Origin of the sequence: Duganella sp. Root1480D1 (assembly GCF_001427305.1) — a bacterium.
Lineage (GTDB): Bacteria > Pseudomonadota > Gammaproteobacteria > Burkholderiales > Burkholderiaceae_D > Rugamonas.
Genome location: NZ_LMFZ01000023.1, coordinates 1 through 15,055, shown reverse-complemented (window position 1 = coordinate 15,055; position 15,055 = coordinate 1). Strand labels below are relative to the sequence as shown.

Here is a 15,055-nt window from a genome sequence, read left to right as displayed (position 1 = left end):
GCTCGCTTTACTGCAGGCGAATCGCCGTATCAAAGATCCAGGTGCGACGAATTTCGATCACGTCGTACTGGCGTGCGAGGACCGGTGGGAATGCGCCATATGGCGCATAGGTCGCGATGACTTTTCGGATCGCTTCGTCGATTGCGGGGACACCACTGGAGACCACGAAGGTCACCTTTTCGACCGAACCGTCAGCGCGGATTGCCACGGTCACCATCGGCGGAATGTGGCGCTGCTTGACTACTCCGCGGACCATGTCGAAAGCCATGTTGAGTTCGAACTTCTTACTCATGGCTTCGGCGTATTGAACGAGATCGGTATTTGGGTCGGCGCGACCAAAGAGCCAGCCGCGTCGCAAGCCGCTCGCGCTTGGGAGCAAGGAACGTGCGGGATTCTTGAGCGCTGCTTCGCGCTGGGCTGCTTCTTCGTTCAGTTGGCGGCCAATCGCGCGCAGGCGCTCCTCACGCTCAGCTTCCTGTCGAGCCTTTTCCAACTGCGCCTGTTCTTTTCGCATTTGTTCCATCTGTGCCGCCTCCTGTTTGGCGGCCGCTTGGCGCGCGGCATCCTCTTGCGCCTGCCGCATCGCCTCCGCCTTCAACTGCTCTTGGCGTGCTTCCTCTTTCCGTGCGGCTTCCAGCCTGGCTGATTGGGCACGTTCCTGTTCCTGACGCGCTGCATTTTGGCGCGCCATGTCTTCCTGCCGTATCTTTTCCTGTTGCATCGCTTCGCGACTGCGATCTTCCTGGCGGACTTGCTCGACCCGATCTGCTTCCTTGCGTGCCGCTTCCGCTTTGGCTACCTGGGCCGCTCGGGCGGCTTCTTGCTGAAGCTGCTCCTGTCGCGCATCTTCCTCCCGGCGTGCCTGTTCCTGCCGCAACGCCTCGCGCCGTAATGCTTCTTGTCGTGCCGAGGCTTCCCGCTCGGCCTCTAGCCGCGCCGCCTCAATCCTCGCCGCTTGCTCGACACGGGCGGCGTCCAACTTGACCTGTTCCTGTCGCATTGCGTCGCGCTGCACTTCGGCGGCCAGTTCGGATTGGCGCAGCTTCTCGGCGGTCAAGCGTTCCTGTTCGAGCTTGGCTTGCTCGCGTACTCGTTCGCGCGCCTCGACTTCGTGCGTTGCCTGCGGCGTCTCGATCACGGTGGGCAGGACTACAGGGGGCGCAGTGGGAGCGGTGGGCACGGGAACGTCCGGGAGCCGCGCAGCAGGCATGACCGGATCTTGGTCAGGCGCGGGAAGAGGCGGCTGAAGCGGCGCTGGAAAAGACGGTGTGGGCGGGCTGGCCTGCGACATCGTCACTGGCGCCACGTCACTCGTTCGTGGCTGGACGACTGCCGGCGGCGCTTCAGAAGGGTTTGAAAGCGGCGGAATTTTGCCGGGGGCCGGCGGCAGTGCCGACGACGTTTCCGTGGGCCGCGTTGGCAACAGCAAGATCTGCAGATCGTTGGCGCCCAGGCGCCGCTCTTGCCAGGGAAACTTGAAGGCAGGAATGCCAAAAGTCTGACCGCCCAAGGTGATGCTCAATAGCAACGCGTGGATGGCGGCAGAGATCACCACGGCGGTACTCAGGCGCCATGGCTCGCGTTGAAGGGTTTGATAGCGACCGAAGGTGAGTGCTTGGGACATCAGTACAGACTATCACAAAGAGTGCCGTGATTGCCTGAATGTAAAGTGATGGGTTGGAACTGCAACATTTCGGCGACAGTTTTGTCTACCACGCCTGAACCCCTTCACTTGCATTCGGCGCCGTGTCGGTAAATCCTGCGGCGGCCAGTCGTTTAGCGCAACGTCGAATGCTCGATCAGTAGCGCGGTAAACTTCCGCAGAACGGTGGGCACGGAAATGTGCTGGTGCGCACCGATTCCTTGCACTCATACTGCAGGGAACTGGATCGTGGACGATAGCTTACCGGGAAGTTCATGCATTCAACCAGGGATCTGGATCCAATCGCCGGCAACCTGCTTGTCTGGTATGGAGAAAGTATGAAGATCCCGAGGGAAAGCACGACCTTGGGCCTGACAGGTGCATTCAACATGTCGGATGGGGAGCTAGGCGAATCCTTTGGAAGCATAACGAACGCAAACGCCATCCGTTGATCTTGCCGGGCGCCACCTTAGAAGTCGTCCGCGTAGGCATGCATGCAGAAGGCCACAATCGGAGGCCATGTTTGCGTTAGGGTGACCGACAGGGGGGCCACCAATCGCTGCAAGATTGTTGAGCGCTACCGTAGCATTCAGATCGGCGAAGTGCATGTGCCAAATGGTAGTACAAGCGCCCGCAAATGGTTCGGCGCGTAAGAAATAGATCACTCAACGCGGTGGCGCTCACTAAGAAGTTGGGCTTCCCGATCTTTGAAGTCAGTTCTGGCCTCGACTTCAGTGGCGAAAGTCCTGTCCGACTGGACGCGGTGAATTTCTTTTCCGCTGGCGTTCTTCCAACTTAAGGACCAATGCCATCCACGGGGATCGTTCAGAAAAATAGGCCTCGGGTTCGTGAGTTCCATGTTCTTTCCCCTAAAAGAGCCCACCATAGCACGGTTTCCACCTGAATCACCGACCTGCATCAGTGTAAACAGCCTGCGAACCTCACGGATGTTCGCAAGCGTGCCATACGCATCGCTACCGAAAGCGTACTCCGGCTGCACCGAGCGCAACGTGTGAACCAACTGGTCCAGAAACAGCGACACGCCATGCAGCAGTTGGTCTTCAGTCGCGGGCTGATGTGGGGTAATCATGCTCCGGCAGCGCGCAATAAATTCCGTGCAATCGTTCGTTAGGAAATCGCGCAACATGCCGGTGTCCTTCCTGGCCCCGGGACCTGACGGAAATGGAGCGCGCAATCGAACCGTCGAATGGTTGACCGGGCGCCCGCTTCCGCAGCGCGGAGGCACCTATGTGCGCCGTATCGGTGGCGGCTCGCGGCCTAGGCCAACGGCACATGGTTTGCTGCCGCTGGCAACGGCGAACTAGGCGTCCGACGAAGAATCTAGCTCGTCATCAAGTGACTTCACATGCATTCTCGTGATGTGATTGAGTGCAATGAATGCGATTGCTTGCGCGAGGCGATCGGTCCCTGGGTGTGCATCCACCTGCAAGTACGTGCGATCAGTATCCCATTGAAGAATGGAGTCCACCAGGTCAGTGCACATTGGTGCGCTGGGTAGCGCCATGTAGACAAGGCCGATGCTGCCATCTGACCGGCAGTAAGTAGCCTTCCATTGCAGCATGTGTTCCATTGATTCCTCTCGACGCAAGAACATGCAGTCGCGGCGCGCTAGTAATGACTGGTGCATTGGGGGCGGGTGCACCGTGGGGTGCAACATTCATAAGGCGCCAATGGCTGGCAAGCGCAGAACCTGCATTCATTATACGTGTGGAGTGCTTCGGTTGCCTGGGCCCATTCTTCCGCGCACAACAGGTCGCTGGCGTCGATGCCAAAGTCGGGTGGCATGGGTGCCAAGGCCGAATGCGCCAACGATCGTTGGTGCCTGGATTGGTGCGTGCGCATTTTTCGCAAGGTTCGAGGTGAACTGTTTTGCCGGAGCGTATAGTGGTGCAAGGTGCAGCTCCAGCGGCATTTGCTGCACAGTTGGTCTTGGGCTGGTAAGAATGGCGGTCCCGACGCCATCCGCAGGTATCTGGCTGCATTGCCGGCCAACGCAAGCGACTACGCCATGCGTGTGGAACGATCGGGACGCGCAGGCCACCGTGGACGGGGTCGCCAGCTTGTGCACCTAGGCGTGCTGCTTGCGCCGTGACGTTCAGTGCCGGGCACGGCGTCCGCGTGGTTGGTTGCGGGTAAATATGTTTGCTGGTGTCTGCCTGACGGACGCGAACGATGGCGCGTGAGACGGCGGAGAATGGCGAGCGGGAGTACCGTCGCGCCACGCGTCCGTGCCTGAGGGGAGGCTTCGATGTCGATCGCAACGTGGGTGTTGCTGGGCGGGTTGATTCTGATCGCGATGATGCTGATCGGAACGCTGGTGGCGCGCTTGCCGCTCAGTGGCGCGATGATCTACCTGGGGCTTGGCGTCTTGCTCAGCCCGTATGGCTTTGGCGTCTTGGATCTGGACCCCATTGCGCAAAGTGCCCCGCTGGAACTGGTCGCTGAGGCCGCGCTGCTGATCTCCTTGTTTTCTGTTGGATTGAAGCTCGAGGTGCCGATTCTTGATCGCCGATGGATCGCACCGTATCGCCTTGCCTTCCTGTCGATGGTGGTCACGGTAGGTGCGATCGCCGCCATCGGGATGTTTGGCATGGGGTTGCCGCTTGGTATGGCAGTCTTGCTTGGGGGGATTCTGGCACCTACTGACCCGGTATTGGCATCGGCGGTCCAATCCCGGCCAGGGGATGAACATGATTCGATGCGTTTTAGCTTGGCCGGGGAGGGCGCACTCAATGATGGCACGGCGTTTCCGTTGGTCTTGTTGGGGCTAGGGATAATGCGACTACACGATCTGGGCGACGGGGGATGGTCCTGGTGGTTAGTGGATGTCTTGTGGTCGACGATCGGCGGCATGTTGATGGGGACGTTGATCGGCGCGCTACTAGGGAAGCTGGTCATTCACCTACGTACCAGGCACCACAGCGCGATTGGCATGGATGAATTTCTATCGCTTGGTGTGATCGCCGTTGCGTTTGGTGCGGCCCAGAGCTGCCTGGCATCAGGCTTCTTGTCGGTCTTCTTCGCAGGCCTGGCGTTGCGGCGCGCACGCAATTTTCCGCTGGCGGGCACGATGCCGCTGCCCCGGATTCCCAGTGCGCACGGGCACGACGCAGAAGATCCCGCGACCCATTCACATCACGCCAGTGGTGCCATGACGCGGGCCGTCCTCGGATTCAATGAACAGCTTGAACGGATCGCCGAACTTGGCATGGTCATGATGATTGGCGCCATGTTGCCCTCGGTTGGCAGCTTCACCAACCTGTGGTGGTTTGTACCCCTGATGTTCCTGGTCGTGCGCCCGGCGTCGGTTTTGCTTGGGATGGCTGGTGCCGGCGTGCCCCTGTACAGACAGGTCCTGGTCGGTTGGCTCGGCATTCGGGGGATTGGCTCCTTTTATTACCTGGTGTTTGCCTTGAATCACGGCGTCGCCGAGGTGTTCGCACCAGAGTTGGTGAGTTTGACGTTGGGTACGGTGGCTGCCTCGATTCTCGCCCATGGTATCACGGTGCAGCCGTTAATGACCTGGCACGAGCGGCATCCCGTGAAATAAACAGTCTGTTGTGGCGCGGCGCGATGGCGCGACATGTAAGGGTGCCTGGGGAGCGCGGAGGAGATAACGTTTCAATGGTGGCGAGCGCGCAATTGCTGGGCGATGATCAAATGGTTGGCCGAGGCGCGACGGCTGCACCATTCGCCGAAGAGCACCCGCTGCAACGTCGATTCGTCAATGCGTTCGTTGCGCAGGAATTCGACAGCATAGCGCCAGCCATGGGTACGCACCAGTTCGATCGCATGGTTCAGATGGCGAAACTGCTGGACGTCGTGCCGTCGATCAGAATAGATGGTTCTCATGATACCCCTCCCTGTACATGGAAATGCAGCTTGGATCTGGAAGTCGTCAGCAATGAGCCCAAGTCGACCTATCCAGCAAACGCAATCCATGTTCAAAAGGGATCCGCACTGCGAACTTACCAGACTAGCACATTGCGTATGCTCCAGCGATTGGGATTCTATATTGCACCTGCTGGTAAGCGACCTGTGTTACCGCGGGCGTGTGCCGGACCACGTCATGCTCCCTGCAACGAGGGGCAACGTTTCAGCAAACGTCAAGCAGTCAATGCTCGCGTGGAGCGAGTACGCCCTGTGGCCGACGTGGTGCATGGTGCGCCTGGTGGCAAGACCGTCACGGAGGCTTGATCGGAGAGCGGCGCTTTCAGCGCGTGGGATTGGCTGATGTGCGATCACAGTCGCGTGGTGGCGCGATCAAGGTATGCGCGATGCAGAAGGTAGGAAGAGCGTGCTGGTAGAAAAGTGGCCATGCCTCGCACCTGCCGGACGCCATGTTGCGCCGGCCCCGCGTTGGTTTGTGGTGCAGGCGCTTGCAGCTCCTGTGTGCGGGAGTCGGCGTCTTCAAACGGGCGGCAAATGATCCGAGTGTCTAACCGGAATTGGCTTGAAGGGTGACCGACTGGGTCCGGGCGACCGCGTGCGCGAAGCTAATGCGCATGGCGGCGCACATGAGACCGTCGTCAGCAGCCATTGTCCGCACCCGACGTCGGTTCGCTTGCGTGCGGCGCATGGCAAGGTCGCGCGCAGCGGCATGTTCGAACACGGCGTTCCCACGCTGAAACGTGGATGCCTGCGACGCCCTGGCGGTGCGATGCAGTTGGTGCAGGATCAAGCATCGTGCATTGGCCTGCGCCAGGGCACACCTGCACCAAACCATGCATTGAAGCGTCGCGTGCCGTCGCGGATACATGGCAACGTTGGTGAGTATGACGGGAAGTTGTAGGAAATGAGCGACTGGTTGGCGACGAGAACGGGGCGATGGGTGTAGATTGCTAGGATGTCACGTCGATTCGATCATGCCACTGCGGTAACGATTTCGGCAGCCTTGGCTGCCAGGGCCGCGTTTGGTGAACGGTTTGCCTACAATTCAGCGCACTTGGCCGGGTTGCTGTTGCCTTTGGTAAAAGAGGTATTTGCCCGCCCGGTGTGGCAAACGCGCGAGCGCCAGGCCATTGCCAGGCCGCTGCCTGACCGGAGGGTTGCAGGCAAACGTTCCTGACAAAGCATCGTTTGCATGGTGGGTGCTGCATAGACAGCAAGCGCCGGCCGGAATTGGTGGGTCCTGTTGGCATGCATTCCGCTCGCATGAGGTATCCCGGCATCTCCGCCCGTTTCGGACTACCATAAGACTAACAGCAACGTTACTGGGCGGGAGGCAGATGATGGCCATTACCAATGCAATTCGGTATAAAGGATTTTTTCTGGACTGCGAACCTGTTCAACAGGGTAACGCGTGCTTCGTGGCGCAGGTCACCATCACCCGTGAATGTGGCCAGGCATTGGACGAGTATGCATTCCATGACCTCTGGGTGGCGAGCGCGGCGGCGGACGCGGTATCCTTTGCCAAGGCATGGGGGCGGGAGTGGATCGACGACCATTTCCAAGAGGCCGACGCGTGCGCCCGTTTGAGCGTACACTCAGTGTGAGTCACCAAACAGGAGAACCGTCATGAAAGATTCTGGACCGGAATTCTCCTTCCGCGGCCTGCCACTGAGCGCCGAACAGGAATCTGAAATTCAACACTACATTCACCACCGCAAAAAGCGCGGCTTGCAACCGGACGTTGAAGAACTGCGCGCCATGGTGCAGGACATGCTGGAGCCCCCCGCTAGCGAGAATCCAGGTGAGCGAGCAGAAGCGGACGGCGCACATGCCGACGCGGAACGCGCTGCCGGCCTGGTCGACAACGGCGGCGACCCGATCACCGCGCGCGAAGAACGCACGGCTGCCCGTGAGGCCGAAGCGATGAAGCATTCAACGTCGTAAGGGCTCGGCCTGCGGGTGCTGCGCGGTGGAGTGACAGTAATGTTCCGCCATCGACACATCGATGGTGCATGAGAGTGTCGACTAGCATTGCAAGCTATGTGTATTAGTGTAGGCGATGCCGAAACCATTAGGTGAACGTCGCTTGTGAGCGTATAGTGGGTAACAGGTACCCAGCCAACATTCTCAGTTTGTGCCGGTCTTCCTCAGCATTGCAGCGTGACAGCGCAATCGCGTCAAAGCCCCTCAACGCCGTGAAGTGGTGTGTTTCTACGACTGGTACGCTGATGCCGTGCCGCGCCGGAAAGGTGGGTCTGCTCGTTGCTAACGCCCTTCCGAGTCTGTTCCTGAACGCGAGCGAAGGAGTGCGCCATGCGCCGACATTCAACATCGTGGTTCCAGGGATGGAAAATTCTGCTGAGGTGTGCTGAATTCAGGTGCCAGGACGGATCGCTGAAGTTCGCGTCCACCGCCATCCTCAAACATAGAGCGCCGACAGCGGATTGCACGAGCCTTCAGTGGCCGGGCAAGATGACGCGATCGATTGTTTTTCCGCAGGACGCATTTGGCTCCTGTGAAGACGCCAATATCGATGCGATGGCGAAGGCCCGACGTCAAATCCTGGTAATGAATGGGAGCACGGATAGCCGTGGGAGAAAGATTATGGACAGTGCGGACAACACAGATGCGCGTCAGGAGTCCGATGAAAGCCTGGCTGCGCAATATGAGATCTCGTTCGATGGGAAAAGGTACGCATTCCGGCAGCACCGCTACGACGTGTTCCTGGATGCCTTGCGCTATGCGATCGCGGAACACGCCAAAGAAGGCTTCTTGCAGGACGAGGCGTTCCAACCGAGCTGGGTGGCCGCATACCGGCCCACCGACGAAGACGAAAGCACGATGAGAGTGCATGGTATTGACTATATCGAGGGCCACTTCCTTTACGGTGGCTATCGATACGGTCAACTGTGTGACGCGGTCGCGTTTGCCGCCGAACATCCGAACTTGTAGGGCCGTGGTCGCGAAGGAGCGCCGGTATGGAGCAGTATCTGCAATGGATGGCCGAAGGATTGCTTGCGTTGAGCTGGTGGAAGCTGCTGTTGATCGGGCTGGTGATGACGCATGTGACGATCGTCGCGGTGACGGTCTACCTGCACCGGTGCCAGACGCATCGTTCGCTGACATTGCGCCCGCTCGTGGCCCATTGTTTCCGCTTCTGGCTATGGCTGACGACAGGGATGGTGACGCGCGAGTGGGTGGCGGTGCATCGTTGCCACCACGCCCATTGTGAAACCGAGAAGGATCCGCACAGCCCGGTGGTCGTCGGGATCAACCAGGTTCTGTGGCGTGGGGCTGAACTGTACCGGGACGCGACAAGTGACCCCACGCTGGTGGATCGCTACGGCGGTGGGGGACCGGCTGATTGGCTGGAACGACGGATCTACGGCCGCTACACTTGGCAAGGCGTCGGCTTGCTGCTACTGATCGAACTGGTCTTATTCGGGGCGCCAGGTTTGACGCTGTGGGCTTGCCAGATGATGTGGATTCCGTTCCTGGCCGCCGGGGTTGTCAACGGCTTGGGGCACTATGCCGGCTACCGCAATTTCGACTGCAAGGAAGCCGCCACCAACATCGTTCCGTTTGGCCTGCTGATTGGCGGCGAAGAGCTGCACAACAACCATCACACTTTTCCGACTTCTGCAAAATTCTCGGTTCGCTGGTTCGAACTCGATATCGGCTGGGCCTATATCAGCCTGTTGCGGTGGTTGCGCCTGGCAACGCTGCGCCGGCCGCCAGAGCGCTTGAGGCGATGCGCGGGGCAGTTCGTGCCGACTCCGGTGACCTTGAAGCTGGTTCTGGGCAATCGTGCGGTACTGATGCGCGAACTGACAGTCCTGATTTTGGACGTGTTTCGGGCTGAACGCATGGGACTGGCGCAGGTGATCCCCCACGCGGTGTTGGTCCAGACGAAGCGCTTGCTGCGGCGCGCACCTTGCCGGCTCACGGGAACGCAAATGGTGGAGCTGGAACAGGTGATCGTACACAGTGCACGACTCAATACAATGCATGTGGCGCGCCAGGCGCTGGAGAAGTTATGGGAACGTTCGCCGGCAACGCAGGAAGAACTCCTGACAGTCCTGCAAACCTGGTGCGTGGATGCGGAGCGCTCCGGTCCGCGCCCCTTGCAGCGATTTGCCCGGCAATTGGCAAGTTATGGGTAGTGATATGAATCTTGCATTGATCCGCTCAACGGCGTGCCGGGAATTGCTCAATGAAGGAGACCTGGAGGACGCTGTGGGCTATTGCATCGCCCAAGGCATTGAACCACCGGTCCCGCCATGCACTAGGCTCTCCACCGCCTACGAGCGGTGCGTGGACGTGGCAAAGGAAACCTTGTCAGACTACGGTTGGTGGGAGAAACGATTAAAGGTCCGCAGTACGCGTGAACGCAGGCAAGCTGAAATGCAGGAAAAATCAGTTGCGAAGTACCGGTCGCCCTCCGGTGCGGCCACACGCTGATGCGATCATTTACGCCAGCTGGCGCCGGCCTGGCGATGTCTTGGGATGGGTCCCGCAATGCTCCAGCGTCCAAGGAACGATTCCAAGGTACGCGGGCCTGGCGTACATCGTGTGCCGAGACGGATGCATTCAACCCATGTGGCAGTCGCGTGGCGCCTGCTCTGAGACACGGGGGGGGCAGGTGCTCGATAGTGTGAGCGTGGCGTTCGACGAGGGCCAGAAGTCCCGCAGCAATGGGGCGCGACGTCACGAAGGAGCCGGATGTGCAACGCTATCGTGGTTACGAAATTGACTGTTCGACCGTCAGGGCGACTTTGGGCAAGCCTAGCGCAAAATGGTACTGCCGATTGAGCATCAGGAAAGTCGGTGATCCAATCCCGACGCGATACCAGGTTACAGTGATTGCCTGGACCATGCGCTCGGCGAGTGTGCTCGGCCTGCATCGTGCGAAGGAGCGCGTCGATGATGCGCTCGGAATCGAAATGCCTGCTTGAGATCCTCCCCGCGTTGAGTGACCAGAGTGGTAGGGCGCGGCACTGGTCAATGCAACGTGCGGTAGCGCTGTGTTCCTGGGCTGCCGGCGGTACCGATCGCGCGAAGAGGGAGGACGTAACGCTGCTTGCGGGCGAAAGACGAGCGCCGGGAGAAGGCGGCATGCGATCTCTACTAGGTCGAGATTCTGCTGCCAAAGCGCGATATCAACGCAAGCAATTCTTCCAAGGCTACGGGCTTCGTCAGGCGGGATACCATGTGTGCGTGTGCCATGGCTTCTCGACTACCGGGGCCATCCCAACCGGTCCATGCAACCATCGGAAGGTCAGCGCATTGGGGAAGGGCATGCATGGCAATCGCGGTTTCATAGCCATCCATGTCAGGCATTTGGATGTCGAGGAACACGATATCCGCAGGCCAGATGGCGAGCAAGGCAACCGCTGAAGCGCCGTCATAGGCGACCCTATGGTCGATGTGATGGAGACTCAGAAACTGGGAAACCATGTCGACGGCATCCTTGTTGTCGTCGACCAGCAGCACCCGGGCTTTGATGTGATTCATGGCTCTGTCCTTGCGTCATCGCGACTCCTTCGCGACGGGCTAGAGAGAGGAAATGGCTTAATGGGCTGGAAATTTAGGTTACACGAATCGTGTCATGGGCTCCGCACGTATCGAGATGACGCATGATGAGAAAGCCGGATGCTAACGAGAGATTGGGCAAGGCGTAGCAGCGTTGCCCTATACCCGGCCGAAATTCGCCCGGTGTCTGCTCATTTGCGCCGCAGGTTACGTTTGAACAGGAGGGGCGTCGGGGCATTTTCGGGAAAGATGTCGTAGTGCCCAATGCGCCCCGTGGGGCGAATCTTCAGGGTTTTTCCCTTCCCGTCGACCATGTGGCGCGCGTGAAGTAGATTCAAATGATGCGTAGAGTGCGCGATCTTCAGGTTGTGTTGGCAAATGTCGTGTCCAGGTGCGATGCGGGCGAAGGCGCAGGCGTCGCCCAGGCAATCGTAGCGATAAGTACCATAGAAATAATGTCCTGCAATAAATACGATACCGAACTGCTGCATCAGCAGAAGATCGTCGGCTGAAGGCGACGAAACTCGCTTCTCGGGTACAGCCTGTGTTGAAGGTGGCGCACTGGAAGGGTGAATGAGCATGAGCTGCGCGTAATTGTAGGCGTCGATAAAGTTCTCGTACGCGTAGCCACGATACAGGTAGTTTCGCCCATTGAACCGGATAGAGCCTGGGCCAGAACCAAACGTGCCTGCCGCACGTCGATAGTAGTGATAAGTTGCCATGCGAACACACTAGCTGCGTCGTCGCTGTTCCTGCAGCGCCCGCATCAGCCAAATTGCCACGAGAGCGGTGAATTCAGTGTACGCCCATTCGCAGCTTTTCGCTTGGCGGCGCTGACGTGTCTCGCTGTGCTAGCGACCGCTAGAACATTCCACATCTCACGGCAGGTATCAGCGCTACTGTCGGCGGCCATGGCCTGCGGAGGGTGGGGCGACGTTGCCAGGGAAGATTGGCTCATTTTCGCAGTTGTCTTCGATCTTGACTGGCGTCGCGTGGTTGGCTGGTCGACGTAGCTCACCATGCCATGTCAGTGTCGGACGCCGACCCGTACGCGGGTGGCACATCGGGCGCCCTTACGCGCCCTTAACATGATGTCGCCGTCCCCATTCGTAGGGGAACGGCGGCAAACAGGACGGACAAGTAGTGAAGGTACCGGTGGTATGGTGTTTGAATCACCGGAGTATGCGTTCGGTCAAATTGCAGCCGAATCGAAGACGGAGACCATTAAGCCATTGGAGCTGCAGGATCGCCGCATGATCGATCGATTGGCTGGCGTCATTGATGAAGGACTCGATCTCGCTGAAGAATGCGGTTGGCGCTATGCCATCGCCTATTTGATCAGCGAAAGCGTGCCTTCGGCGATCATCCAGCGCTTGCTGTTTGGCGGCGCAAGCGTGCGCAGCCCTCTGGGAATCCTGCATGGCCGAGCGCCCGAGTGGAAAGGGCACGGTCAAGACGACAGTGCCTGCCCAGTCCGCCCGCCCATACGGTGTCCCAACGTGGAGGCGCGCTCGAGACGCATTGGCGGAAAATGACTGGTGGGTACCAGGCCACGCTGCAGGGGCATAACGTGCGCTACCTGGAAGCCGATGGGGCCTTCGCGGCCTACGCGCTCGGTAGCGATGCCGAGCAGCGGCAGCAGCTGCGCACCCTGGTCGACGCCGACCTGCTGGTGCTGGACGATCTGTTCCTCGCACGCCGCATCAGCGACAAGGCCGGCGAGCTGCTGCAGACCCTGGTGCACCAGCGCTACAAGCTCAAGCGCAGCATCGTGGTGACATCCAATCGGGTCGTGCAGGACTGGGGCAAGTACCTCGGCGACAACACCATGGCCACCACCATCCTGGACCGGCTCATGCACCGTGCGCATATCCTGGAGTTCGAGGGGAAAAGCTACCGGCTGAAGGAGGCAGCCTCAAGGCTCACGCGCTTGACGTCTGCCGACGTCAAGCAGGACTGACAAGTCCGACGGCAGGAACATGGACTACAATCCGCTCTGTCCTGCCTGGGGGATTTTGACCTGGCCAAAGGTGGGGGAATTTAACCTGGCCAACGGGGTGTGTATCCGAATTCGATGGGACGGTTTATCGAATACAAGCGCTTAAGATCTTTGACGTTAGTACGACCCCAGGCTCCCCCCCGTGTCAGACTACTTGTCGGGTAATTCAATCGCTTTGATTGGAACCTGGCCAAGGGCCTGGCGCGTCGCGAAATGCAGTTGTCGCCTCGGAATCGACATCCCCCCCCGTGTCAGACTACTTGTCGGGTAATTCAATCGCTTTGATTGGAACCTGGCCAAGGGCCTGGCGCGTCGCGAAATGCAGTTGTCGCCTCGGAATCGACATCTATCCACCGAGGCAGGAATGACAGCAAGACACACAGAGGCATTTATCGAACAGGCATTGGTCAAGGCGTTCTCGCGCGGCTCGCGCAGCATCACGTCAGTGGCCGAGGAACTCAATCTTAGCCACCATACGTTAAGATCCTGGATGAAGAAAAAATCAGTATCGACACCGGCCTCGGCGAAGGCGACGGAAAAACGCCCGCAGGACTGGACAGCGGAAGAGCAGCTCGCGGCCCTGCGGGAAACCCATGGCATGAGTAGCGAGGAAGTGCAGGCATGGTGCCGTGCACGCGGCCTGTTTCCCCACCAATTGACGAGTTGGGAGGCGGCGTTCTGCGCCGGCGCCAAGGAGCCGGCGCCGAGCGCCCGCGAACTGCGCACGTTGAAGGACGAGTTGGCCAAGCTCAAGCGCGAAATGGGGCGCAAGGACAAGGCATTGGCTGAGGCGGCGGCACTGTTGGTGCTGCAAAAAAAGTTCCGGGCGCTGTGGGAGGACGAGGAAAAATGACCGCCCTCCCGCAGCGCCAGAACGTGCTGGCATTGGTGGCCGAGGCAGTCGAGGCCGGCGCGCGCCAAGAGCAAGCTTGCGCCGCCATCAACCTGAGCGAACGCACCCTGCAGCGCTGGCAAGACGACGCGCGCACAACGGTGGGCGACCGTCGGCCGGCACGGGTTCAGAAACCCGTGAACGCACTGAGCGAGCGTGAGCGCGAACGCCTGCTGATGGTCGTTAATTCGAAGGAGTTCGGCCATTTGCCGCCAAGCCAAATCGTGCCCAGGCTGGCTGACCGCGGCGAGTATTTGGCCTCGGAATCGACCATCTATCGCCTGTTGAAACGGCATGGCCAGTTGGCGCACCGGCGCGCAGAAAAACCGCCCAAGCCCAGGTCCAAACCACGCGCGCTGAGCGCGACGGGACCGAACCAGTTGTTCAGTTGGGATATTACCTATTTGCCGAGCCCGGTCAGGGGCAGCTTTTTCTACCTGTACCTGTTCATGGATATCTTCAGCCGGAAAATCGTTGGCTGGCAGGTCTATGACGCCGAGTGCAGCGCACTGGCGGGGGCGGTGATGCGCGACATCTGCGCGCGTGAACGAATCGCGCCCGAGCAGGTGGTGCTGCATTCGGACAATGGCGCCCCGATGAAGGGCGCCACCATGCTGGCCACGCTGCAGGCGCTGGGCGTGATGCCGTCGTTTAGCCGCCCGGCCGTGAGCAATGACAATCCGTACTCGGAAGCTTTGTTCAAGACGATGAAATACCGCCCAGCCTATCCGGCGCGACCGTTCGCCGACCTGATGGCGGCGCGCCAGTGGGTGGGTAACTTCGTCTATTGGTACAACGCCGAACACCGGCACAGCGCCATCGGATTCGTCACGCCAGAGCAGCGCCATGCAGGGCTGGATGCCGCGCTGCTGCGCGAGCGAAGCGCCGTCTATCAGGCCGCCAAGGCATTGCACCCCAATCGCTGGAGCGGCGACGTACGCAACTGGCAGCCGGTAGAAATCGTGCATCTGAACCCTGAGAATGGACATTCTTTGAACAGCATGGAGGTAGACCAGCACACATTGAAAAAAGCAGCTTGAACTATCAAATTAGGCGACAACTAGCTTGAAAATTTCCG

General features: G+C 59.5%; 12 protein-coding genes and 2 pseudogenes. 9 read left to right on the top strand and 5 right to left on the bottom strand.

The annotated features are described in order from the left end of the window. Positions 1 to 7: 7 nt before the first annotated feature. Both ASD58_RS31330 and ASD58_RS18165 read right to left on the bottom strand, forming a co-directional pair. Entirely contained in the window at positions 8 to 1,624 is a 1,617-nt protein-coding gene (locus ASD58_RS31330; RefSeq protein ID WP_156401352.1) for a hypothetical protein, read from the bottom strand. 679 nt (positions 1,625 to 2,303) lie between these two features. Beyond that, complete coding sequence (locus tag ASD58_RS18165) at positions 2,304 to 2,789, bottom strand: hypothetical protein (RefSeq protein WP_057262639.1); 486 nt, start codon at positions 2,787 to 2,789, stop codon at positions 2,304 to 2,306. A 1,122-nt stretch (positions 2,790 to 3,911) separates the two neighbouring features. Between ASD58_RS18165 and ASD58_RS18155 the strand changes: the two genes are divergently transcribed. After that, on the top strand, positions 3,912 to 5,213 hold the full coding sequence (locus ASD58_RS18155) for a sodium:proton antiporter (protein WP_057262637.1): 1,302 nt from the start codon (positions 3,912 to 3,914) through the stop codon (positions 5,211 to 5,213). Positions 5,214 to 5,284: 71 nt separating this feature from the next. Here ASD58_RS18155 and ASD58_RS18150 read toward each other — a convergent pair whose 3' ends face one another. Continuing rightward, the gene (locus ASD58_RS18150; RefSeq protein ID WP_057262636.1) at positions 5,285 to 5,515 is read right to left on the bottom strand and encodes a hypothetical protein; all 231 of its coding nucleotides are present in this window, start codon (positions 5,513 to 5,515) and stop codon (positions 5,285 to 5,287) included. 601 nt (positions 5,516 to 6,116) lie between these two features. Between ASD58_RS18150 and ASD58_RS31325 the strand changes: the two genes are divergently transcribed. From ASD58_RS31325 to ASD58_RS18125, 5 genes are all read left to right on the top strand, one after another. Further along, complete coding sequence (locus ASD58_RS31325; RefSeq protein ID WP_156401351.1) at positions 6,117 to 6,455, top strand: hypothetical protein; 339 nt, start codon at positions 6,117 to 6,119, stop codon at positions 6,453 to 6,455. 436 nt (positions 6,456 to 6,891) lie between these two features. Next, a complete protein-coding gene (locus tag ASD58_RS18140) occupies positions 6,892 to 7,158 on the top strand; it encodes a hypothetical protein (RefSeq protein WP_156401350.1) in 267 nt (88 codons plus the stop codon). Between the two features lie 22 nt (positions 7,159 to 7,180). Continuing rightward, entirely contained in the window at positions 7,181 to 7,498 is a 318-nt protein-coding gene (locus tag ASD58_RS18135; protein WP_057262633.1) for a hypothetical protein, read from the top strand. 369 nt (positions 7,499 to 7,867) lie between these two features. Beyond that, positions 7,868 to 8,506: a hypothetical protein gene (locus ASD58_RS18130; RefSeq protein ID WP_057262632.1), complete on the top strand. Its 639-nt coding sequence runs from the start codon at positions 7,868 to 7,870 to the stop codon at positions 8,504 to 8,506. A gap of 26 nt (positions 8,507 to 8,532) precedes the next feature. After that, positions 8,533 to 9,717: a fatty acid desaturase gene (locus tag ASD58_RS18125; protein ID WP_057262631.1), complete on the top strand. Its 1,185-nt coding sequence runs from the start codon at positions 8,533 to 8,535 to the stop codon at positions 9,715 to 9,717. Positions 9,718 to 10,681: 964 nt separating this feature from the next. On the opposite strand, the gene ASD58_RS18110 is transcribed toward ASD58_RS18125, so the two are convergent. Both ASD58_RS18110 and ASD58_RS18105 read right to left on the bottom strand, forming a co-directional pair. Then, positions 10,682 to 11,068 carry a response regulator gene (locus tag ASD58_RS18110; RefSeq protein ID WP_057262628.1) on the bottom strand — a complete coding sequence of 129 codons (387 nt, stop codon included), beginning with the start codon at positions 11,066 to 11,068 and terminating at the stop codon, positions 10,682 to 10,684. Positions 11,069 to 11,277: 209 nt separating this feature from the next. Continuing rightward, a complete protein-coding gene (locus ASD58_RS18105; protein WP_057262627.1) occupies positions 11,278 to 11,808 on the bottom strand; it encodes a hypothetical protein in 531 nt (176 codons plus the stop codon). Between the two features lie 438 nt (positions 11,809 to 12,246). On the opposite strand from ASD58_RS18105, the gene ASD58_RS31320 reads away from it, so the two are divergent. The 3 genes and pseudogenes from ASD58_RS31320 to ASD58_RS18085 all read left to right on the top strand — a co-directional run bounded on the left by ASD58_RS31320 (position 12,247) and on the right by ASD58_RS18085 (position 15,017). Beyond that, on the top strand, positions 12,247 to 12,621 hold the full coding sequence (locus tag ASD58_RS31320; protein ID WP_156401349.1) for a hypothetical protein: 375 nt from the start codon (positions 12,247 to 12,249) through the stop codon (positions 12,619 to 12,621). An 8-nt stretch (positions 12,622 to 12,629) separates the two neighbouring features. Beyond that, a pseudogene (locus ASD58_RS18095) lies at positions 12,630 to 13,046 on the top strand (ATP-binding protein); the annotation flags it as partial. 403 nt (positions 13,047 to 13,449) lie between these two features. Then, positions 13,450 to 15,017, top strand: a pseudogene (locus ASD58_RS18085) (IS3 family transposase). Positions 15,018 to 15,055 lie beyond the last annotated feature (38 nt).

What these genes read in the sequence shown, in the direction of transcription:
- ASD58_RS18155 (WP_057262637.1), top strand. Translation starts at nt 3,912, where the DNA reads ATGTCGATCGCAACGTGGGTGTTGCTGGGCGGGTTGATTCTGATCGCG.
- ASD58_RS18165 (WP_057262639.1), bottom strand. Translation starts at nt 2,789, where the DNA reads ATGTTGCGCGATTTCCTAACGAACGATTGCACGGAATTTATTGCGCGC.
- ASD58_RS18140 (WP_156401350.1), top strand. Translation starts at nt 6,892, where the DNA reads ATGATGGCCATTACCAATGCAATTCGGTATAAAGGATTTTTTCTGGAC.
- ASD58_RS18125 (WP_057262631.1), top strand. Translation starts at nt 8,533, where the DNA reads ATGGAGCAGTATCTGCAATGGATGGCCGAAGGATTGCTTGCGTTGAGC.
- ASD58_RS18105 (WP_057262627.1), bottom strand. Translation starts at nt 11,808, where the DNA reads ATGGCAACTTATCACTACTATCGACGTGCGGCAGGCACGTTTGGTTCT.
- ASD58_RS31320 (WP_156401349.1), top strand. Translation starts at nt 12,247, where the DNA reads ATGGTGTTTGAATCACCGGAGTATGCGTTCGGTCAAATTGCAGCCGAA.
- ASD58_RS18130 (WP_057262632.1), top strand. Translation starts at nt 7,868, where the DNA reads ATGCGCCGACATTCAACATCGTGGTTCCAGGGATGGAAAATTCTGCTG.
- ASD58_RS18150 (WP_057262636.1), bottom strand. Translation starts at nt 5,515, where the DNA reads ATGAGAACCATCTATTCTGATCGACGGCACGACGTCCAGCAGTTTCGC.
- ASD58_RS18110 (WP_057262628.1), bottom strand. Translation starts at nt 11,068, where the DNA reads ATGAATCACATCAAAGCCCGGGTGCTGCTGGTCGACGACAACAAGGAT.
- ASD58_RS18135 (WP_057262633.1), top strand. Translation starts at nt 7,181, where the DNA reads ATGAAAGATTCTGGACCGGAATTCTCCTTCCGCGGCCTGCCACTGAGC.
- ASD58_RS31330 (WP_156401352.1), bottom strand. Translation starts at nt 1,624, where the DNA reads ATGTCCCAAGCACTCACCTTCGGTCGCTATCAAACCCTTCAACGCGAG.